General features: G+C 47.7%; 8 protein-coding genes. 4 read left to right on the top strand and 4 right to left on the bottom strand.

Features of this window, described 5'->3' with window-relative positions; genetic code table 11:
- Positions 1 to 455: 455 nt before the first annotated feature.
- A complete protein-coding gene (locus BLT02_RS01175; protein ID WP_175453630.1) occupies positions 456 to 7,844 on the bottom strand; it encodes a SpaA isopeptide-forming pilin-related protein in 7,389 nt (2,462 codons plus the stop codon).
- Between the two features lie 919 nt (positions 7,845 to 8,763).
- On the opposite strand from BLT02_RS01175, the gene BLT02_RS17030 reads away from it, so the two are divergent.
- The 4 genes from BLT02_RS17030 (at position 8,764) to BLT02_RS01165 (ending at position 11,961) form a co-directional block, all read left to right on the top strand.
- Positions 8,764 to 8,925 (top strand): hypothetical protein, encoded by a 162-nt coding sequence (locus BLT02_RS17030; RefSeq protein WP_175453629.1) that lies wholly within the window; start codon positions 8,764 to 8,766, stop codon positions 8,923 to 8,925.
- Between the two features lie 15 nt (positions 8,926 to 8,940).
- Positions 8,941 to 9,144, top strand: coding sequence for a helix-turn-helix domain-containing protein (locus tag BLT02_RS01170; protein ID WP_092991035.1), 204 nt, complete (start codon positions 8,941 to 8,943; stop codon positions 9,142 to 9,144).
- 17 nt (positions 9,145 to 9,161) lie between these two features.
- Entirely contained in the window at positions 9,162 to 9,662 is a 501-nt protein-coding gene (locus BLT02_RS17665) for a type IIL restriction-modification enzyme MmeI (protein WP_242869664.1), read from the top strand.
- Between the two features lie 82 nt (positions 9,663 to 9,744).
- On the top strand, positions 9,745 to 11,961 hold the full coding sequence (locus BLT02_RS01165; protein ID WP_347474857.1) for a class I SAM-dependent DNA methyltransferase: 2,217 nt from the start codon (positions 9,745 to 9,747) through the stop codon (positions 11,959 to 11,961).
- 126 nt (positions 11,962 to 12,087) lie between these two features.
- On the opposite strand, the gene BLT02_RS01160 is transcribed toward BLT02_RS01165, so the two are convergent.
- The 3 genes from BLT02_RS01160 to BLT02_RS01150 all read right to left on the bottom strand — a co-directional run bounded on the left by BLT02_RS01160 (position 12,088) and on the right by BLT02_RS01150 (position 23,883).
- Positions 12,088 to 22,500, bottom strand: a complete 10,413-nt coding sequence (locus tag BLT02_RS01160; RefSeq protein WP_139187351.1) for a SpaA isopeptide-forming pilin-related protein — start codon at positions 22,498 to 22,500, stop codon at positions 12,088 to 12,090.
- Between the two features lie 255 nt (positions 22,501 to 22,755).
- Positions 22,756 to 23,043, bottom strand: coding sequence for an AP2/ERF family transcription factor (locus tag BLT02_RS01155; protein WP_175453628.1), 288 nt, complete (start codon positions 23,041 to 23,043; stop codon positions 22,756 to 22,758).
- A gap of 111 nt (positions 23,044 to 23,154) precedes the next feature.
- Positions 23,155 to 23,883, bottom strand: coding sequence for a hypothetical protein (locus BLT02_RS01150; RefSeq protein ID WP_139187349.1), 729 nt, complete (start codon positions 23,881 to 23,883; stop codon positions 23,155 to 23,157).
- Positions 23,884 to 24,114 lie beyond the last annotated feature (231 nt).

Raw genomic sequence — 24,114 nt, 5'->3', positions numbered from 1 at the left:
TTGAAAGCAAGCACCCGTCCCGTCATAAACAATATTCATTACACCCAATAACAGTGATTACTGAGTCAAGCTGCTCACTACGCCACTCTTCCATAATGATAATAGCGAACAAAAAACAGAGCGATGAAGATATCTTCAATGCTCTGTTTTCTGTTCGTTATTCACTTGGAGCTTTTCTTATGTCATATGAGATTTAAGATGGTCCTTGTCAAAACCATTGCATCTAAAATCGGGATTTCAAAAGGACTTTTTACTGAGAATAGAATCAGAAAGAAAAATAGGGCTCGTATAGATTCCGGTATTCCTGATAAACAGTAATTGAGAAATGAAGCAAATGCGCCAAAAGTCATCAACTTTTTGCACATTTGCTTCATTTTTTCGTAGATCAGACACGCAGTTTCAGCTGAATTACCACTCAATTCTTATGTGAATTGGGGGCCGGTCCTCGGTTGCTCTTACGCTGCAGCACTTCTGTCTCTCCTTTTCCGTTTCATCACGAGCCCTACGCTCGCAAGGCTTGTCAGTATGGAACCAAGGATGTAAATGAGGTTTGTGCCGGAACCGCCGGTGGCTGGAAGTTCAACTCCCGGGTTATTAGAAATTCGGTAATACATTACTTCGTATTCAGAAGTGGGTTCTGCATCATGACCATACACGGTGTCTGGATTTGTTGGATCATAAGAACCAGTTGTACGCAAAATCCCATAGTCAGAGACCATTTTAAGGCTGGCTTTCTCTACCCAGTTATACATTCCAGACTCAGGTTTCGTGTTCTGTGTAACAGGCTGTTCTCCTTTCGCGACAGGAAGCGGGGTATACTCGTTCGTGACCTCCAGCACAACGGGGATGGGGTCAGCACGCAGGTCATACCCGTCCGGGGCTTTCGTTTCAACCAGATAGTATGTGGTTCTGGGAGCAGTGAGTGATTGAACACCGTTTACAAATGCGACACCATTGCTATCAAAAGAAAGATTTCTGTCAAAGATGTAATTGCCGGAATCACCTTCAAATGTCTTGATCTCATTTTCACTGTCTGCGACTTCCTCTGCTGTAGCGGGGCGATATACCGTAAACTCAGCTCCCGCTAATCCCTGTGCGAAGTTTTCATCTGTCTTGGTGATACCAAGACCTCGTACGAACAGATCGATTATGTGGGTGTTTTCTGAAGGTTTACCACTCAACTGTTCCACACCGGGTGATTGAAGCGACGTAGTATGATACAAATGGTCATGCGTGTCCGTCTCCTCCCCGTGCGCATCGATCATCTCACTCGCGGTATAAGGAATGAACTGCGCTGACAATACATAGGTCTCAACATCGTTCAGATTGCTGCTCGTCAAATGATCATCATAATTCGCAGTATCTCCTTCCTTTGTCAGTGTCACGCGAATGTATCCAGTGGTATGACCATAATTAAGGTCTGTGTTATTGTAAAGCAAGTCCACATAAGCAGGCGGCTCACCTTCCTCCCTGGCTGCGGTTAGCACCGTCCAGTCTATAGTAGTTGAATCCCCAAACACATCCTTCAAATAGAAGGTCTCGGGGTCGGTTTCCTTAGGAGGATTGAAGAGCATGGCAGATTTGTTCGTGATCATGTGCTCTGAAGAGCTGTCAACGACCTCCTGAACCAAGATATTGTCATACAGAGCTTTGATCTGGGGCAGGGGCTCAACCCCCGTCTGAACGTAAACCTTCCACTCGGTATTGTTCTCCATGAGGGTCAGCTGTTTGACATTGACATGCGGTGTCGGGATGTCGCTCTTGGTAATGGGTTTCGCCTGGTTTAAATTATCTACAACCTCCTTTTTCGTATCTGGCCGAACATTTCCGGAGCTATCTATTAAAATGGTGTGAGTCCCGGTAAAGGTAGTACTGCCTACAGAATTAGTCTCTATGGCATTCCCACCCATAAAGTTTTCTTTTGCCTTGGCATAAAAAGCGTGTTCCCATCCGTTTGTGGTAATGTTACCGTTGCCATCTCTTTCAGGCCATTTAAAAGTCTGGTTATAGTAAGTGACCGTCCAGGAATCGCCGTTTCTGCTCCACTGACAGTACTCGTTTGTGTCATTTGCCGCTGGGCTGTAAGAGTCTCCATCCATCGTGTAATAACCAGGTGTGATGGGAGTTCCGTCAGCTTTCACAGGGTAGAAAGCGGGATCCAGCGTATCGGACACAGTTCCGAACATAGCGGCCTTGCAGGCCATGCTTTCCACAAGCTGTTCGATAGCCGTTACAATCTGACCGCCGTTGTTTGCTGCTTTTGCATACTTGTCAGAATAAGGACTGGAAGATATACGTTGCAGATTAGTTCTGTCCGTTTCATTTACAAAGTTCAAACTTATGCCCAGAGTCATTAATGTAAGTGGATTATGTTTATCATCCTCAATATCTTTTAACCGCTTTGCCTGACCGAAAATTGTATTGTATGCAGTATTGTCTTCGCTGCCCCATGTCGCGCCATTCGGAGCGCCGTCAGTAACGAGGATTGCAAAATGTCTGTGACTGCTGTCAGCAAATGCACAGTTCTCGCCAGTACCAACTCCTTCTATCGTACCCGGGCCTGGACCATCTCCACTTGTGCCGGTCCGATCCTCTCCCGTTCTGGAGGTATATAGGCCTTCGTCCTGACGTGTACCTCCGCTCAGAGTAACGCCCGTTAAGCTGCTGGTGAATATTTGTTCCTCCGTTAGCGGAGAATCTGTAGATTTTACAATCCATCCATTATTAAATGATTGTTTATTAAATGTTGTTAAATGGACCGCAGCCTGCGGATCAATTGCTTTCAGTGTCTCTGTAGCCGTCATGACCGCCTTATAAAGATAATCCAGTCGCGACCAGTACTCCTCCAAAGAGGATGGCACACCTCCATGAGCCTGGTAAGACGCAGGTGCCGTTCTCGATTTATAAATTATACCTGTTATTGTTTTTGACAGACCCAAACTATCTGGAACAGGAGTTGAGGTCCGGTTTTCGCCTTTCCAATAGTAATAATACGATGCATCTCGGTACTTCCATTCTCCATCTTCATAGTGGACTGCGTACATGGTAGCAGTATTATCAGACGATATGACATAATACGTCTCGCCTATTGTGCCGTTATCATTCAGCCAGCTCTTGAGCTTCGTACAGGAACTTGCCTCTTCAGTTCCTTTTGCATATTCCAGGTTTGCCGGGAAATACATTGACCGTGAGGTATCTGTGATGAAATCCAGATTAATATTATTCTCCACTGCCCATTTGCCGGAGGATGCGCTCAAATCGATTTCATAGATACGATTTTCAGGATCATGAACATGCGCAGTCTTATCAACTCCGACAAAGTCGCTGGTCATGTCCGTTTTCCAAGAACCCAGCAGCGTGTCGATATCTCCCTCATCAATCTCCGTCTCGGTCTTTATCCGGAATATTGCCGTGAGGGTCATGCCATCCTCTGTAAGCTCAAAGTAATGCGCTGGAATAGTGTCATTCCCAATAGTTTGAACCACTACGCCATTGGCATTCTTCAGCTCCCACGCGACAAATTTATGCAGTGGTTTCTGTACGGCACTCAATGCATATGCATTCCATCCCGTTCCATCAATCACAACCCCTGAGATAGATGTGAAGGTATTCTGGCCTGCCACATTAGAGCCTTCCTTGTTCCCTCCGCCGACTGTACCCATGGTCTCATCATTGGTTGTTACTGTAAACGGATAGAGCTTCTCCGGAGCAAAGTTTGCCTGCAGGATGAGATTGCCGTTGACAGTCGGCTGAATCGTGGCGGATTCCCGCGTGGCGCCGGGGCCCCAGTCCGTAACTTCACAGGTATCCCATGAGTTGATATGGATTATCTCCCACCCTGTGAACTTGTATCCGTTTTCAGGAACAGCAGTAAAGCTGCCGGGAACAGCCTTATTCTTCTCGACATTGTTTTCCGTCAAAACTTCTATAGATGTATGCGATGCAGATGTCTGCTCATTAGTAGTATCGTGCGTGTATCTCACATGGCCAAACGTCTCATCATTAGACTGGGTCTTTACGGTGTAAGCCGACCCCTGTTTGTAGACATGGATGACAGCTGCCCCGTTATAAGGGTTCCCATGGAGTCCCCCCCAAAAATCGTAATAATACTCATTCCCAAAAACAGTCTGGAGATTGTGCGTGTCCGTGTCAGAATCATAATTGTCTTTCAAAAAACGACATTGATAGTAAGTATTCCAGAATTGGTCCATTCTTAAACGATCCGGGTTCAGATCTCGGAAATAAAATCCGTCACCATGCTGGATCAGTGTTACAATTGGAATCCAGTTATCAGAATTTGCTGAGTTGACTACAGGCTTCTCCTTGTCTGTATAGTAAACGTCAAGATAATTACCTCCACTCAGCCAACTGCAGGCATTGTCATATTGATAGGAGCCATTCTCCTGTGAGGAGAATCTCCAAAGATATTCACTGGGAAGTATGTCCAAATCATTGTCCGGAACAAGGACTGTGTTTCCTGTATTGTCAAGAGCATAATATGTGCCATTGACGTCTATGTAGAGGACGTATCTTTCATTATTGACCAGCGAATCAAAATTGCTGATCTGGTCATCCGTCACCTTCACCGTAAACTGAACTCCGTTTTTCATGGTGACATTCAGTGTTTCTTCACTAGTAAACGGAAGCATACTGATCAGAGCCCAGTCTCCACCTTCAACTGTGCTCTCGTCAATCTCTGATATCTGTTCCTCAGTCAGTTCCACGCTGTACTGACATTGAAGACCGTAAGCTTTTTTCAATTCTCCTATTGTGACAGCCTCTTCAACTTTACCAACCCAAATCAGCTCAGGATTCGAAAGCTCCACACTCATCACGTCCGCAACGAACTCTCTCGTCTTCTCGCTTACTGACATATTATTCAGGCTGATAGCTTTTTCGTATGCAGTACTCTCAGCATCAGCTGTATCAGCAATATTATTTTCAGAGCCATCGCCCGCACTTTTACTATCAGTCCCATGCACCCCTGCTACATTGTCAACTTTTTTGTTTTCTTTCCCATATGCACCATCATCTACACTCTGCACTTTCCCTGCGCTGTATTCGTCATCTTCCGTATGAAAATTCTCGTTATTCTCCTCTGCTTTAGACGCATTTTCATTATATGTATCATTGTTGGCTATACTAAGTATTTCCACAAGCTGCTGCAAAGTGACAAAACCGCCCCCAGGAAGTGAAAAATCGTACATTTTTCCGTTTATTTCGTAATGGAAGTCCACTGTATAAACTATCGCATATACGGAAAACGTTCCTGCCTCAAAGGTCAGGTCAGCGTCTTTTTCTGCTTCTTCTCCTGTGGATGTCTCAATCACTGTGGCAATGAGATCAGTAGTCTCCTTTCCAGGTTTTTCATTGTTCTTTTCTTTATTTTCATTTGCATTTTCTTCAATCTTATTTGTATTTTCTTCATTTTCATTTGTGTTTTCTTTATTATCATTTGCATTTTTATCAGCATTTTCATCATCATCGTCTCGGCTGATCTCAGCGGTTCTGCCGGTTTCATCTATATCACCTATTTCAGCTGTAGTATCAATTTCATCTGTAGTATCAATTCCAGCTTTATCCTCTGTAGTTGAGGTATCGCTTACATGCACAACAATGGGAGCGGTGGTCTCGTCCTCAACCGCTCTCCTGATCTCATCGCTCTTCATAGAAACCCTGATGGATTTCAGGGGTTCGATCTCGTTTCCGTCCGCATCATAGAAGGTAATATCAACAGCCTGGAATCCCCGGGTCCTGTTGCTGACGGTGTCATCGCTGGCCACTGCACTTTCGACTGCGGCTGCAACAGTATCCATCTGGTCATCAGTGACTGCGGACACCTTCATGGTTGTACCTGCGGGGAAGGTGCATTCGTCCGCCGACACGCTGACGGTCAGTTTGGTGTCATCAGGAAGTTTTCCGGTTTCAGTGTCGGAGTTTAATCTTCCTGTGTAAACAGTGAGGCTCTCTTCAAAAGAAGCTGCCGGATGTGTTTCCGGTGTAACTCGGGCAGTCTTATCTGAAGAGGCATTTTCTTCTGACACATTGTTTTCTTCTGACGCCTTATTTTCTTCAGACACATTGTTTTCTTCTGACTCATCCTTAGTTTCAGCCTTTATGCCTGTATTTGAATCTGTATCCGATTTATCTTCTTTGTCAGTTTCTTTGATTATTTCTTTTTCATCATTTAAATGATCAGTTTCCGCAGGTGTTTCTGGCCCATCGATGACCGTTTCCTCCATCGTCAGAGTCGTGCTGATCTCTTCGATGCCATCGATATCGTTTTTCTTATCTTCCTTGACTTCTTCTGCAAATACAACTTTTGCCTCATTTTTGACGGTCCTTGTTTTGGTTATTTTTGACGCCGCCTCTGAATCCATACTTTCAGAATCTGAGGAATCTGTTGCACCAGAATGTGACGAATTTGAATCTGAAGCAGCAGAAGCTGAAGCTGATGAATCTAAAGCAGTTGAATTTGACGCCGCCTTTTCTTTGTTTTCTTCCGAAGCCGCCCCATCCTCTTTCTGGTTGTCGCCATCTTCTGATTCGTTCAGTCCCTGCCTGACTGATTCTGTGTCTTCTACACCGTCAGCCTCCTGTTCATCAATCTGGATATCTTTTTCGACTTCGATCCAATCCACCTGGCTGGTCTTCAAATCAAAACATACCCAGCCGTCGACTTTTTCGCCTGCTTTAGTGGGCTGTCCGTTCCTGTTATATTCGTGGCGGTTTTTCGCGATGGTATAGTCGGTAAAAGTAAAGATGAGATCCTGCCCCAGGTATTCGCCATACTCACCGGTAATTTCATCGACGTCGTACACGTCCTCTGTCTTGACGGTCGCGGAAATGTATTCCTGCCCATCCAGCTCCCGGTGTTTTTCGAAGTATTCTTCGATGTCATCAGAAGGGATGCGGTTTCCTTCTATCGCCTCAACACCGAGCGACTCTTTATATTTCTCCGAATCTGTGATTTCCAGAGTGTCCATGCTGACATACTGGTTGGCGATGCCGTTTACGGTGGCATTTATCGACTCCACCTGTTTTTCTGAAAGGTGCAGGTTCGAAGGCAGGCGATAGCGGGCAACGGGATTTGTTGCATTGAGACTTCCTGCGGGAATAGAGTATGCCAAATAGACCCGGAGAATATCTGCCGGATCTAAAACAGTGTCTTCGTCAAGCGGTTTCCAGTCTTTTATGTCTCCTGAATTCTCGGGAGCGGTGTCTTTGTCTTCCACATGGTAGTAATAAATTCCAGTGTCGGTAGTGAGGATCCGGCTGAAATCCAAAGGATCCAGGCTGGGAACATAGCTGTCTTCCTCAAAAGCTCCGGCAGCCGTGGAGGCTGTGGAGGCTGTGGAAGCTGTAGAAGACACAGAGGCAGTAGAAGATGTTGCTGCGGGTTCGGCTGCAGATGTATCAGATGCAGCAGATGTGGTTGAAACTGCAGGTGCCTCGGTACTTGTGGATGTCCCGGATGCTGAAAATGCATCAGGGTTCGTAATGGCTGTATCATCGGTTGTTGAAGTCTCATTGGTTGCTGCAATCTCATTGGTAGCTGCACCGTCAGCGGTATTGATAACCGTATCGGTTTCTGTTGCCGCATTTGCATCGGACACCGATGATGGCGAATCATCAGCCAGTGGTGAATCAGCAACCAGTGGTGAATCAGCAGTTTCAGACAGCTGATTATCTGTTTCTGCTGCATCACCGCCCGAAGCATCTATGTCCTCCGAAAATGTTGCGTACAGATCTGCTGCATCGTCTGATTCGCTGTCCGCGGTAGAAGAAGTTGAAAATGTGGAAGAGGAGAAAGAGTCGTCTTCCAATATTTCCACATCATCCATAAATGTCTGGACTGTGATACCTGCAGCAGCACTGTCAGTTGCCGCAACGGCAGCGGACTCCGTCGACCAGGAAGAAGAGGTATTATTGGCAGGAGAGTAACATTCCGTGGAATGGGTGTGCACTTCTTTGCCGCAAATCAAGATCTTCTCATAGCAACTGGCAGTATGCTGGTGTCCGTCGGATTCGGGAATATCACAGATCAGCCGGTCTTGATAACAGCTGCTGTCGTGCTGGTGGGCTTCGATGCCGCAGTCAGCCTCGGCCTCCATTGTGATTGCCGGAAGTACCAGAGCATATGTTGTCACAAAAACGACAATGGCCGCAGTGACGCTGACAGTGCGCGTAAGCAGCTGCCTCGTCCTGCGGTCTTTCAGGATTTTCCGAATTTTGGCAAGAAGTTTTCTCATGTTGCACCTACACCTTGTTGCTATTGTTATTTTGTGTAAGGTATTTCCGTATTGAAATGCACTAAGTGCTATGAATCATACATATGACACAAGACAATCCCCCGTGAGGTCTCCGCGAAGAAGTCAGTATCCACACACCCGCAACGGTCACTTCAGAAGACCTGGCCTCTGATAAAGGTCTTCTGAAGCGACCGTCGCTGTGGGTGAAGGAAAGTGCTCCTAACACAACAATCTGTATTGTCCTCTCAAATACATTCAGCCACAGGACAACACATGGACATATTATCCCGAATAACCAGAAAAAACAACCTGTTTTCATGGGGACTGACCCGTGAATCCTGTTGTTCATTTTATCCTTTTGTGCGTGTCACCTTGCGGATGAACCGAGAAATTGTTCGAAAAATATTTTTAGATATAGATATTCTAACAACACTGGATAAAAATGGCAAGATAGTCGTTCGTTGATGAATTCGGCAATGAAGATAAGGAGCAATTTGACCTTGCACAGTCCATGCTTGCTTACATCAGTCCTGAACGGATCGGATTCAACGACGGGCTTCACTATGTCGAAGAATCCGCCGATCCGGATGTCTGCAAGGCCATATTCAAGAAGATTTTTGAAATCATGAAACAGGGACAGCACTATAAAATGATGTACGCGGTCTACGATTAAAAGGGAGGGAGCGCCATGCATATCAGTTATAACAAGTTGTGGAAACTACTGATCGACAAGAACATGAAAAAAATGGATCTGAAAGAAGCTGCAGGAATCAGCGGCGCTTCTATCTCCAAGCTGGGCAAAGGGGAAAACATTACCACAGATGTTCTTTTGAAAATCTGTGAAGCCCTTCATGTCCACCTGGATGATATCATGGAGACCATAGACGACTGATCGGAGGGAAAGCCACAATGACAGATGCACAACAAAGGGAAGCTGCCCGCCAGTTTTTCTATCGATGGAACGGCAAGGGCCGCGAGGATGAGGATGCCCGCTCCTACTGGATCGAGATCCTGACCAACATCCTCGGGTTTGACCGCGTGACAGAACGCGTGGATTTTGAAAAGAAGGTTGTCGGCGGCGACGGCAATACAAAAAGAATTGATGTCTATATCCCGGAGACCCATGTCCTGATCGAACAGAAATCTCTGGGCATCGCACTTGATAAACCGCAGGCCGGACACAACGGCATGACGCCGTATGAGCAAGCCAAATACTATGATAACTATCTGCCCTTCAGTGAGTGTGCCCGCTGGATCATCACATCCAATTTCAAGGAGATCTGGATCTATGACCGCGATGCTGTAAAGCCCGATCCGGTCAAGATCACACTGACCGATCTCCCTGCAAAATATCACATGCTGGATTTCCTCGTAAACAAAGAGGTCAGGAAAGTTACCGACGAGATGTAGATCTCCCTGCAGGCCGGTGAGCTTGTTGGTCAACTTTATGATGCCTTCCTGAAGCAGTAAAGATCCGGAGAATGAGGAGACACTGAAGTCCCTGAACAAGCTCTGCGTCCGAATCGTCTTCTGCCTCTACGCAGAGGACGCATCAGTCTTTGGCAGGAAGAGCATGTTCCATGACTATATGCAGCAGTTCGATGCCGCACACGCCCGTAAGGGGCTGCGGGATCTTTTCCGCGTACTGAACCAGAAACCGGAAGACCGTGATCCGTATCTTGCGGACGACGATCAGATGCTGGCAGCATTCCCGTATGTCAACGGCGGCCTGTTCGACGGCGACGATATCGAGATCCCGCCCTTCACTGATGAAATCATGGATCTGCTTCTCCGTAAGGCCAGTGATGATTTTGACTGGTCGGAAATCAGCCCGACCATCTTCGGCGCGGTGTTTGAGAGCACATTGAACCCGGAGACCCGGCGTTCCGGTGGTATGCACTACACGTCAATCGAGAACATTCACAAAGTCATCGACCCGCTTTTCCTCGACGATCTGAAGGCGGAATTTGAGGAGATCAAAAACATCTCTGTGCTGCGGACGCAGGAGAAAAAGCTCCATGCCCTGCAGGACAAGCTGGCATCCCTGTCGTTCCTCGATCCGAGCGCAGGCAGCGGAAATTTCCTCACGGAATCGTACTTACAGCTTCGGAAGCTGGAGAACGAGATCCTTCGCCTGCTGACCCACGGCCAGATCACCTTTGGCTATGAAGGCTTCTCTCCGATCAAGGTTTCCATCAGCCAGTTCTACGGCATTGAGATCAACGATTTCGCTGTCACGGTCGCCCGGACAGCACTGTGGATCGCCGAGAACCAGATGCTAAAAGAGACAGAGGACATTGTCCACATGCAGCTGGATTTCCTGCCACTGAAGACGAACGCGTATATCGTCGAAGGCAATGCCCTGCGGATAGACTGGAATGATGTGGTGGACAAGAGCAAGCTGAACTATATCATGGGGAATCCTCCTTTTGTAGGACACAACCTCAGATCAAATGCACAAAAAGAAGATATCTCTATCGTGTTTGGAAAAGGGGAAACTGAATCCAAACTTGACTATGTCATTTGCTGGTATCAAAAAGCAATTGAGTATATGGAGACAGCTGTCAGTCACATTACTGCAGCCTTTGTTTCTACAAACTCTATTTGCCAAGGAGAATCTGTACCCGCTTTCTGGAAACAGCTCGTTGTCGATCATAAAGCGGAGATCCAATTCGCCTATTCGACGTTTATCTGGGACAGCGAAGCAAGTTCTAAAGCCCATGTCCACTGTGTTATTGTAGGTTTCACATACGGATCTGTCCGGAAGCCTAAAAAGCTATTTGATGGTTCGGATGTGACGGAAGTTGATCATATCAACCCTTATATCATTGCTGCTCCTGATGTATGGCTTGAAAGTCGTACAAACAAGCCGCAGGGCTCGTTGCCAAAAATGACCACAGGCTCTCAACCAATGGATTATGGGAATTTCATCCTTGATGCAGAGGAAAGAGAAACGCTGGTTTCGAAGTATCCTGTCCTGGCTAAATACATTAAACCCTTCATTGGCGCTCACGAATTTCTACATGATCGGATCGGCCAGTACTCCCGATATTGTCTTTGGCTGGATAAGGCCGACTTGTCCGAAATCAGAAATATTCCAGAAGTAAAAGAGCGAATAGAACGTGTCCGGCAACTCAGAACTGAAAGTAAAATCGACAGAGTAAAGAAAAAGGCTGATCTTCCTTATCTGTTTTGCCAGATACGCCAGCCCAAGTCCACATATTTGGTGATTCCAAGGCATTCTTCACAGACAAGGCGATATATCCCATTTGGATTCATACAGCCTGAAATAATAGCCGGTGATGCATGTACTATTATTCCGGATCTGGGGCTCTATGAGTTTGGTATTTTGACATCGAATGTTCATATGGCTTGGGTTAGAGTGGTCTGTGGTAGAATAAAGTCTGATTTCAGATACCAGGCTTCTGTGTACAATAATTTCCCATGGCCACAGCCAGCAGAAAAGGAAAAGCAGCGTATAGCAGAAACTGCACAGGGAATCCTTGATGCCCGCTTTCTTTATTCGAATTCTTGCTTGGCTGATTTGTACGATCCAACTTTTATGCCGCCTGAGCTCCGCAAAGCTCATATGAACAATGACCGTGCGGTTATGCAGGCATACGGCATGCCGATCAAAGAGACCGACGAGGCAGCTTGTGTTGCATGGCTGATGAAACTCTATCAGGAGAAAGTAAACGAACCAAAATAATCACACCGACGCTGTCCGGCACAGTCCCGGGCGGCGTCATTTTATATCTGGCAGTTAGGTTATGCTAACCCATCCCCAAAAGAAAAGCCAGCCACCGAAGTGACTGACTTCTCTGTTAACCTTGTGCTAAATTAATCTCCGTCGTCTCCACAGCAGCACGCCCGATCCAAGGATCAGGATGCTGCCGAGGATCGTGAAGAGCCACGTGCCGGGACCGCCCGTGTTGGGGAGGGCTGCGCCAGGTTCATTCTCAATTGTCGCCTGTGCATTTGAATCCGCCGTTGCCGCTGTAAATGTCTTCACGATACCATAAGAAGCAGCATTCTTTGGCCAGGTACTGGGAGTGCCTTCTCCCTTTGTGAGCAAGCTTATTCCGCTGTCTGTTATTTCGATATAGAATGAATCATCTCCTGTAATTACATATCCGGCGGGAGTATTCGTCTCCGTGATGATATAGTAACCAACAGTAAGATTAATGAAGCTTGCCTTACCTTGAGCATTTGTTGTTACTGTCTGTTCTGTCGTGCTGTCTTTGCTTATGCTGCTGCTTTCGCCGTCAATCTTCCACAACTTAAACGTTGCGTTCTCAAGAGGTGTTTCTGTATCTTTCTGAACTTTCAGAATATCCAGATTCACATATTTTTTGGTATATGTGTTAATTACCGTTGCTGAAGCTGATCCTCCATCCAGCACACTAATACTGCCGGTCCCTGTGACGGACCATGTGTAACCGGAAACCGCAGCATCTGCTTCCTCAACTGTATATGACCCTTTGGGCAATTCCACCCAGGTCTTTGTATCATTTGCATTGAATGTTACATAATATGGGCTTGTTCCTGAAAGTTCTCCGTTTAATGTGTAGTAATTCCCGGATACATCTTTCACACCAATCTGATAGGTCTTTCCTGATGCATCTGCAGAATCCAAACCATTTGTCTGCTTCGTCACAGAAAGGGAACCTTTTAGCTCTCTTTGATTTGTAATCGTGATCGTACCGGTTTCTGTCAGATTGTCGTTGGTATAAGATGTTACATGATAGGAATCCGGTACACATTCTGTTTCGACAACGTAATAGTAGTAGGGATTCTCATCATTGTCGTATTTATCAAGATTCTCAAATACATGCTTCCAATTGTTGTCCTCCTTTGTGATTTTATAGGTCTTCGTAAAGTTGGCGTCCACGATATAATCATCACTGGGGGGGCTGGAAGGACTGACAACCTGAGGGACGTCTCTCAGAGCGGAACCTTTACTGGATTCACTGGAACTCTTCTTGTTGCCGCTATCTGGTGTTGATGTATTGTTCTGAACGCCCTGAGCCATCTGAGCGGAATCTTGCACAGAACCAGGTGTACCGTTCTTTGATACAGCTAGTTTCTTGACCTGCTGAGACTGGGAGCGACCAGAAGCGGGGGCTGCCGCTTGACGGCTCGATTCATCCATGGTCATAGATTTAATATTGCCTGCATCCCAATCCGTCAATAATACATACGAATATACCGAATTGTCCTTTGTCGGAGTAATTGTAAAATGATAGGTATACGTACTATCATCCCATCCGGCAGGATTCAAATTTGTCACTTGACCATTAGATATAGAATCCGCGTTAATGTGATCAGATTCATCCTGATAACACCAAAGATGTTCTATATTAAACCCTTGATTAATTTGAGCTGTAAACGAATAAGTACGCCCTGGCCTTAAATCTGTATAAGTATTCAAGCACGACCAATTCCATTGTCCGAATCCCCCCTTCTTCCACAGTTTAATCGTCACATTCCCGGCATTTTCCTCATTCTGAACATTCCAGGAATACGTCTGATTCGGATTACCATTCTCCAGGATTTCGAAAGGCCAATTGTTTACTATAGGGTCCAATCCATCTACGGTGGAAATCTGTTTAATGTAATAATTCCCAACAGGTAACTTGTCCGGAGAACCGAAAACCAGCTGACCATTTTCGTCGGTGGTCTTTTCCATAAAATACTCACTATCTTTGTACAACTCAAACTTTGCACCGCTGATAGGATTATTGTTGTCTTTCCTGGTCAAGGTTACAGTCGCAGTACCCATGCCCCTGTATGAGTTGCTAAAGGTCAGCTCATTTTTCTGGTTCGCATTTCCATTATCCTGGATCGTGAACGACTGCTGATTCGCCGGAAGCAGATTGGCGTCCGTGCTTATCTGTTTTACAACATAAGTGCCCGCGGCAAGTCTCTCGGGATTACCGAAAGTCAGCTTGCCGTCGTTGCCAGTAGTCCTTTCCGTCAGTTTTTCACTGCCCTTGTACAGCTCGAATGTGGCATTACTGACCGGTTGTCCGTCAGGACCGGTAAGGGTAATCTCAACGTAGCCTTTTCCCTTCAGATTGTTGACCATGCTGATGTTGAAAGTCTGTACGATCCCAGGGTGTTCCAACACGGTAAATTCAGTATCCTGCCATTCATTGGGAAGGTTGTAGTCTGCGGGCGGCTCTGTTTCGAAGAAATAGTACGTTCCCGCCTTAAGCTGTGAGACCGTGACTTTGCCATCTTCATCGGTCACAAGCCCCTGTTTAATAATCTCTTCCGTTCCCTTCCTCCTCAGCTCATACTTTGCGCCTTGGATAGGAGCACCATTATTATCAAGCAGAGTCAACGTTGCAACACCATTCGTCTCCAGTGCCTGATTCTGGAGCTCGCAGTGCATCTCCTGCGGAGCGGTCTTGTTATCCTCCACCACAAAATCTTCAGTCTGCGGGGCAGAATCGGACATGCTGTAGCCTTCCGGCGTGCTGATCTGTTTAAACTTATATGTCCCGGGTTCCAGGTTGCCGGCTGCTATTTTTCCGTTAACGTCCGTAGTATAAGTCTGTTCCTGTTCAACGCCGTCTTTATACAGCTTGAATACGGCCCCCTCGATCGGAGCTCCAAAGTTGTCTTTGAGTACGACTTCCAGAAGACCTTTAGTCTTTTTGGCATAACGATGCAGCTCAACGATTACATGTGCATCGCTTTCTTCTTCACTTGTCAGCGCAGGAGACCAGACTTTCTCAACGGTGACGTTGATAGGTTCGCGATACTTATTCGCGACCGCAAGAATGAGATTCCCGTCTGCATCTGTGGTAACCGTTGGAGAGTCAATGAAGGTATACTCGTGGGCATGTCCCTCCAATCCGGTCTCAACAACGTTCATCAGGAAATAGGTATAACCCGATTCCTTCGGGATCTGCTGCAGCCAATCATTGGCGTCGTTCAGGGTGATATCAGCAACCTTTTCCTCGACAGGCGTCTCAGAAGAACCGGGATCCACCTTCGAAGCGATGTAAAGACCGACAAAGTCATCTCCGACCTTGTCCGCATCGAAGGTCGCATAGACTTTTGTGTCTTCAGTAATCCCGCTGATCGTATATTTGCTCCACTTATCCTTCTGGCGTCCATTGGAGTAATGGATCTTCGGGTTCGATGTTACGCTGCTGCGTGAAATAGTGTACTCAGGTTCACTATGGATCTCCTGGGCTTGGCTTGTTCCTCTGGCGCCAAGAGAGAATTCCAGTGTTGAACCATTCTTTATCGTAACCGGAACAGATACCTGACGATATTCTGTATCCGCAGTTGTGTTGACCATAAAGGTCACAGTGACGGGGTTATCTGTCTCTCCGCTTGTTTCCTCAGCGATTTTTTTCTTCCAGAGCTCCGCCGTGATCACCGCGCTCTGGCTGCCGGGAAGCTGACGGGCCTGCTCAAGTGTATAAGGCTGCCCGTTCATTTTGAGCCACTGCTTCCGGACATTGACACTGACCTTCTTATTGAACACTTCGGATTGCGCGTCCACGCCTTTTTTAATCTTACCGACCGTATCGGGGTCAAAAGACTGATGATCCTTTTCGTCGCGCGCAATAATACGACTTATAATATCCTCATTAGTGCCCAATGTCTGACCGTCATAAGTGCCTTCAACCAAATCTTCATGATCAAAAACAAATCCTGACGGAATATTATCACGTCGCTCTTCGACGTAGAAGTGTGTACCCACCGCCAGGTTACGAATCTCAACGGTGAATTCGGGAGGAATACTGTTTATCGAACCGCTTCTGCCGGTGGTGGAGCAAACCACGGGAGTCGTTCCCTTATCCACAGGCGCGTTATTCGTTCCGGTCAAAGTATAGTAGTGGGTCTGACCGTCAACAATCTTGGTGACATAGTACGGCCCATAGGAGTAAGGCACCAGTTGCTGCATAAGCTGGCCTTCCACCTCTACAGTGGATTCCAAATACACGCGGAACTCGAACACATCGCCCGGCCCGTCCTTGGTGCCTTCAGGCAGGAGATGTTTAATAATGTTCAGGTTCTGAAGGAAGGGGTGGTTCTTGTAGTTGAGCTGGCTGCGATCCTGTACCCGGGCATAGGCGGCTTCCGCAGTTCCATTCGCTATAGTTACTACCTGTCCATTGATTTCAACCTTTTCAGTCTTCTGAACAGAGTCGATTTCCACTTCCTTAACGGTATACTGCAGCTTTTTGTCCGCCATCTTAAACACAGCGGCTTCGCCGGCTTTCAGCGTGAAACAACCATCGTTACCCACATTTACCGGGACAGGATTGCCGTTTTCATCCTTCCGGTCCTTGTAGACGATGCTGGTGCAGGCGATGAGCTCTTGCTGTGTACCGTATTTCTGCCCCACGAACAGCGGTTTGATCTCGTCGTTATTTGTGTAGTCCTTAAAGGTCGCCTGGAACTTGTACTCCTGGTTGACAAACCGCGGATCAACGCCGTCGGGAATCTGTTTAGTAACAACGAATTCATCCGGATGCATGACCTTCAGGTTAAATTGAATATCCAGGTTGGATGCACCTGCACCACGCTCCATATAGAACGCTTTAAAGTCGTGATTGGTGTAGTCTGCGAATGTATCCGGCCTTCCATTTCCATCCACATCCTTCCAGGTAATGGAATTGATCTTGTCCTTTACTTCCTGCGGCGTTCCATTTGCTTCCTTCACCGCCATAAAAATATCGTACAGCGTCTTCTCTCCGGCAAGACTGGATCCGGACGGATTGCTTACTTTGCCGGTAGAAAAATCGATGGTCCCGCTCAGGGGCTCGTGAATACCACCGATATCGAGCACGAGCACACCGTCAATATATACCCACATGTCATCGTCGCCGGTGAATTTGAAAACCATGGGATCGCCGTTCTCCAGCTTACCGTCTTTGAGCTGGGTAAAATTGGCTTCCATTTTCATTCCCGTGTAGAAGTTGGGGATACCCTGTGTGGCATAGATATCCTCGTAGGTCCGACCATCACCAATAGGCAATTCTCCGATAATGTCATTTGGATGGGCAAGATCGTACATATTCCCGTATTGGTTCATTAGACGGGAAACGTTTTGGGTCATATCAATGTCATTAAAAGGCATAAAATGACCATGCGTATAATATGAATGACCCGGTTGGGAATCATAAGGGTACGGCGTAGCTGCCTGACGATAAACCGTAAAGTCAGTACCCGTTATTTTTTCTGTATCAGGATCATAAGACAGATAAGCATAGTTATCCTCTGACCGATAACGGAACATGCCATTCTCGTCATAATAACTCTGAAGGAAGAGATGATTCACATTTTCTTTATATGCAGTAACTGCACTCCCGCCCTCTGTAAATAATCCCTCCATCGCACCGTTTGTTTTGCTGGAAGGTAATCCGTTTTCAAGGTAGGCCTTGACAAGCTGATGCGCAGCATGAGGGGTATATTCAGCACTGCCCGCCACAGCTGTCATTTCAGATAGTTTATCGCCGGCACTATAACTGCCCTTCGCTCTCCCATAGTCAAACATGGTAATCTTGATACCGAGGCTGTCACTGTCCACAGTATCAACCGTTTCCGCCGTCTCTCCGGGCATGCTGCTGGCAACCGCGAACAGGAATACATCGGACGTTTCTCCGACTCGGGTACCGGCAGATAAACTTGCTTCTCCCTGTGCGTTGACAGTCACATGCAGACCAGCATAATCGTATGCGGTCTGATCCCAGTTCTCGATCGCAGTTCCGTACTCGCCATTATCTTTCCCGATAAGAGTCAGACCGGATGGTGTACTTGTGATTGTCTGCTTAGGATCAGACGAATACATCGGATTGATGTAAACGGGTTCGCCGGTTCCCGGAAGAGTAGAGTAGATAGTGTAATAGTTACCTTCCAGCCTGTAGTTCCAGTAGATGTTTTTATCCGTCTCACGCCAGTAGACACTATCACCGCCGTCATATACACGTACAAAAGTACCGTCGCTTGCAAGCGCGAACAGCTGCTCTTTACCCTGGCTGTCCTCGAACTTGCGGTAGATCAGGAAACTGTCATTGACCGTAAGATTCTGCACGGAAACCTTACGTGCAGCAAAGCTTTCAAATTGATCAGACTCCTCACAAACCCTGAACCGGTATGCCGCAGAGTTTGTATTGACGTTCTGATTTGTAAATTTAAAGATGCGGGAATTAAACTCGCTGCCTTGGCTGGGTCCTTCGTTGTGCAGATAATACTGCTGCCCCTGCCCACCGAGATCATCATAAATCAATATCGTTCCATCGCTATTGACAGTGATGCTGAGCTGCGTTGCATTATTTTTATTCTCGACAAGTCGGGCTTCCCAGCCGTAGTTGTTATTCTCGCCTTTGTTAAATCTCTGCAGATATTTACCATCGACGCACAGATAATACTTTCCGTTCCTTGCACTCTCAAACTGCCACTGAGCCGGATTGCCGCCGATATAGGAAATGCTCCCATCCTCATAGGCGTGGACAGGTTCCACCCGGAGACCATCAACTCTGTTTTGATTATCATAAACATACTGATCCGATAACGCATGAGCGTTTACGATAAGAGTAAAATAATCTCGTCCCCACGTTTCCGAATAGCCCGTAGTTGCTCCCGGATCATGGGCAATACCACTAACCAGAGCAAACTTTTTGTCGCTGCCAACGAGACTGCTCATATTTGTTACATTTACCACAGAGTAAACGGAAAACGAATCCGTCTGAAAACTTAACTCAGTAGCATCTGTCTCATTCGATCTGTTCTCAGCAGACCCCTGCGTTTCATCTGCTGCTTCTACAGGTGCCTCAACATTAGATTTACGGGTCTCAGGCATCTGAATTTCATATTTCTGAGCCGTCAACACTCTTGCTCCATCTTCTTCGAAGTGGACCACGGACGTATGGTCCGCAGGGGCCGTGCCAAGAAGACGGATACTCACCTGAACAGGTGCAGAAGGTTCAACCTTACCTTCTTCACTTTGAATCTCAATATCAAACAAACGGGCACCGGAAAGGATCGGCATGTCGATGCCTTGCTCTCCCGCATCACTGCAGGCTTCTGTCGCCGCACTATTACAGAGAGACTCATACTCTTCATCGGTCGAAAGGATTTCTCTGACTTTCAGCTCTGCCCCATTCGGGATCTTCGCATCCTCTCCATAAGTCACAGTGATCACCCAGGTGTCGCCTTTGGCGTCAATTACAGTTTTCTTAATCTGCGCATCAGTAACACGGATCGTGAATGTCTCACCATCCTTCATAGTCACAGTCAGCGCCTCTTCACTCGTGAACGGCTGCAAACTGATCAAAGCCCAGTCCCCGGCCTTTACCGTCTGTGCATTGATCATCCCGATCTCTTTTTCTGTAAGCTCCGCGCTGTATTCTACTTTCAGTTCGTTGGCTTCTTTGAGTCTTCCGACTGTGCTGTCCGAATCAGCCTTTCCAACCCATACCAGCTCCGGGACTGAGAATTCTACCCTCTCTACATCCGCCACAAATTTCCTTGTAGTGTCACTGATTTTTACCTCGTTCAGCTTGATGGCTTCGTCACAGGGCGCAGGGTGATCTTCTGTTTCTGCTGCTTCTTCAATATTGGCAGCTGTCTCGTGTTCACTTGTGCTTTCTTTATCACTTGTGCCTATACCCAGTGCCTCAACCAGGTGTTCAAGGCTGACAAATCCACCCCCGGGAATACTAAAATCATATAATTTTCCATCCACTTCCCAGTGGAAGTCTACGGTATAGACCACGGCATAGATGGAGAAGGAACCCGCTTCAAAGCTCACGGCGTCGCCTGCTGCGGCATCAACCGTCCCGGTCACGCCTTCAGAACTGTCGTCGGCAGCAGGATCTGTCTCTTCACCTGCATCATTCGTTCCAGTTACGCCTTCGGTACTGTCGTCGGCAGCATCTTCATTGGCCGCATCCTCCCTGTCTTTATCCTCTGCGGCCTTATTCTCAGAGTCTTTATTGTCTCCGGCTTTATTCGCGGCGTCTTTACTCTCGTCCTCATTATTCGCGCTGTCATTTCCGGGAGCAGTCACTTCCGCTTCCACGCCGGGCTTCTCGATCTCAATTGCGGCGCTGTCAGTTTTGGATGCAGTGCCCTCAACTTCCGTAGCGGTGTTGTCATCTTCGATGTGCACGACAACAGGAGCTGTGGAGGAATCCTCTGCAGCTTTCCTGATCTCGTCGCTCTTAATGGAAACCCTTATGGGTTTCAGGGGTTCAATCTCTTTCGCGTCTTCTTCGGAAGGATCTTTGTCATAGAAGGTGATGTCGACAGCCTGGAAGCCGCGGGTCTTTGCGTCAATGGCAGTACCGACTGCTTCGGCCACGGCGTCGAGGTCTTCGACGGCGCTGAGGACCATCCTGGTACCTTCAGGGAATGTCCCTTCATCGGCCTCAACGTGGACCGTCATCTTGGTTTTCTTCGGAATGTCCGTGTCATCCAGGTCGCTGTCAAGGCGGCCGGAGCGGACAGTGATGGAGTCGTCAAAGACAGCTGCAGGGTAGCCGGCAGCCACTGACTCTTCCTTTTTATCCTTTTCATCATCGGGGGCTTCAGCAGCAGTTTTCTCTGTGCCTGCTTCTTCCGCTTTATCAACAGTATTGTCTGCAGCAGCGGTCTCCTCCGCAGTCACATCCGCTGCGGCGGCTTCCTCTGTCGCATCCTGAGCTGCGATCTCCGCAGTCTCATCCGCAGCAGCGGTTTCTGTCGCTGCATCCGCTGCATCCTCGTCTGCAGTCATGTCTTCGGCAGCTGCCTCTGTCATTCCAGCTGCTGCCAGATCATCATCCTCTGCCTGCTTAAGGACAGTGCTGATCTCAGAGACTTTGTTTTCCCGGTCTTCTTCCGCAAAAATGATCTCGGAAGTGTTGTCCTCCGCCCAGTCGATCTGGCCCATGTTGAAGTCGAGGGTCAGCCAGCCGGTCACTTCTTCACCGGCTCTGGTGGGCTGTCCTTTTTTGTCATAGGCATGCGCGTTTTTTTCGACGGTGTAGGGACTGAAAGTGAAGATCAGATCAGTTCCCTCGTATTCACCGGTTTCCTCGTCATAGATCTTTTCAGCTTTGACTGTGGCGCTGATATATTCCTGGTCGTCTTCCTCAGGCTCTTCACCAGGGCGGCGGGTGCCTTCTACAGATTCCAGTCCCAGGTAAGCGGTGTGGCGCTCGACATCTGTGATCTCAAGACTGTCATATTCAATATACTGGGAAGATATTCCGTTTTCGCACTCGTTGATCGCGTCGACCTGCTCGTCCGTCAGGTGAAGACTATCGGGAAGGCGGTATCTGGCAATGTCATTGGTCGCGTTAACAGTATCCCTGGGGAGCGTATAGCTGAGGTACATACGGATGAGATCCGCGCGGTTCAGTTCTGTGTCCTCGTCCGCCTTGTCCCAGTCGGAAATAGCGGAGCTGTCCTCAATCTCCTCATCTTCCGCCACGTGATGGTAGTAAATGCCCGTCCGGCTGTTCAGAACAGTGTTGAAATCCAGCTCTTCTTTTTCAGGGATATAGGCATCCCCGTTTTCCGCATCTTCATCTGCACGCTCTTTATCTGTATGCTCTTCATCCTCATCTGTCTGATCCTGTTCATCCAGAGCTTCGTTTGCGGCGGGATCATCCTGTGAATGCTCCGGCTCCTCCGAATAGATGTCTTCGTTAAAAAGATCGGGGACAGCAGCAGCACTAGTCACTCCGGTCGAAGCCACAGCTGCAGACTCGATTTTCAAATCTGTTTTATAGCACGCTGCCGAGTGGGTGTGGACTTCCTTTCCGCAGGTCAGCACCTTTTCATAACAGGAATCCGTGTGATGGTGCCCTTCAGACTCCTCCAGCCCACATGTCAGTTCCCGATGCTCTTTATAACAGGAATCCGAATGTGTATGCTCTTCCTGCTCACACACGAGATTGCCCTCTTCATCGAAACAGCCGTTTTCCAAGGAGTGCTGATGTTCCTGGATCTGGCATTCCAGTTCCTTAGTCACTGTATAGCAGTCTTCTGTGTGATGATGTCCTTCGGACTCTTCCTGACCGCAGATCAGATTCTCCGTGTAGCAGCTGTCATCATGCTGGTGAGCTTCGATGCCGCACAGCGCCTCTGCCTCCATTGTAATGGCCGGTAATACCAAAGCATACGTTGTCACAAAGACAACAATGGCCGCAACTGTGCCCACAAATCTCGTGAAAATGCGGCGCACTCTACGGTCCCTTAATATCTGCCTGATTCTTCGGAGTAATGCTTTCATATTTACTTGCGCTTCCTTCTGCTTAACTTATGCTGTCTGATGTCTGCCGTGGTTTTTACAGTCGTCGCTGTGTTCACCAATTCCTTTCAAATTCAGACACATTTACCGAGTTTCTTTTACATTGTATCTTCTACAGTGTTTTCCTGTGAGCATGTCTCTGTAAGGCTTCACCCGCAGGTCTTCCTGTACAATGATTTTACAATGTTTTATCCGCTGCATTTAACAAGACTGATTATATTGTCATTGCCGGCCGGGTCACCCGCATCTGTCTTCCCCTACAGAGCAATCCTGCAGTTGCTGCTCCCCGGCCTCTCTCTGCTGCTCTTCCCCCGTAATCCTGGCATCATACTCTTCGAGGAAGCCTCCAAAGTACTTCTGTTCGCCGCGTTTGCGTGCAATCGCGGCTTCCCCGATCGTGTTATAACTCCCGAGGTAGATCATCTTTCCTTTAAACATGATCTGCGCACACCAGCGCTGCTGTTTTTTCTGCCAGTACACTCCCCGGACTCCGGAGCTGTTATTCTGGGGGATCGTTCCCTTCAAAAGTGCGGACCTCAGGATTTCCACGCAGGTTCCGTCGACCAGAGTCCGGCGTTCTGCCAGAGACCTGTTAAGGCACCCGCAGCTGGAGGTGTGCCCCCGCAGAAGACTGGTCTAAAAAACCACCGTCTCAGTTCCGCAGTCACAAAGGCATCTCCAGTAATGACAGCCATTGCGTTTCCCGTCATAGGCTGTGACCGTCAGCCTGCCGAATCGTTTTCCCACCCAATCGTAGAGGGGAGGACGCGAGAGACAGCCGCAGCTCTTTCTGTTTCCTGATTTAAGTTCCGTACTCGTGGCCTCAACGGTATTTCCGCAGTCACACCTGCAGTTCCAAAGAACCCGGCCGTTCGCGTCCCGCTTAATTCTGCTCTGGACAGGCTCTCCAGATACTGAAGCGAGATCTGCCGCAACCGGACCGAGTACAAACAGCTTCCCGAACCGCCGGCCTGTGAAATCTTCCCGGCCGCAGCGTTTTATCATTACTTCTGCGTAATATTTACAGGAAGGATCCTTGCAGGAAACTGCCCTGCCGCTTTTCAGTTCGCGGCTTGCCGCCGTGCAATCATTTCCGCAATCGCATCGACAGCGCCATACTACATATCTGTTCTTTCGTTCGTCTGTCTGCTCAAGGACAGTGAGATGTCCAAAGCGGGCCTTACAAGTGATTTTGGAGATCTTTGCCGGCTTCGGGAATTGTGCTGATCGTGTCGAACCACTTTCCCGCGTCCGGTACTTCGCCCTGATCAGACGCACCTGTTTCTCTGATCGTGTTTTCCGTCCCGGCTGTTCCAGTTCTTCGGGTTTTTCCAAATGCTCCAGCGTTATTGGTGATATTGACATTATTGTGATGCCTCCAAGCTAAAAAGTCTTTCGCCGCAGGTCATATGGCTGCATCTTTCCTGGTTTCTTTTTCCTTTCATTTCTATATCAAGCCTCAGCGATATAGGACAGGCTGAAGCCGGATAGGTAGAAATACTATTTCGACCAAGTACATTATACAAAGCATCTAATATAAAAAAGCGTCACAGACCCAAAAAAAAAAATCAGCTGTCCTCCTGCCCGGTCCGTTTT

This window comes from Sarcina sp. DSM 11001 (genome assembly GCF_900101015.1).
Taxonomy (GTDB): Bacteria; Bacillota; Clostridia; order Lachnospirales; family Lachnospiraceae; genus CAG-791.
Note: the sequence above shows the minus strand (reverse complement) of the source record. Positions and strands in the feature narration are given on the sequence as shown.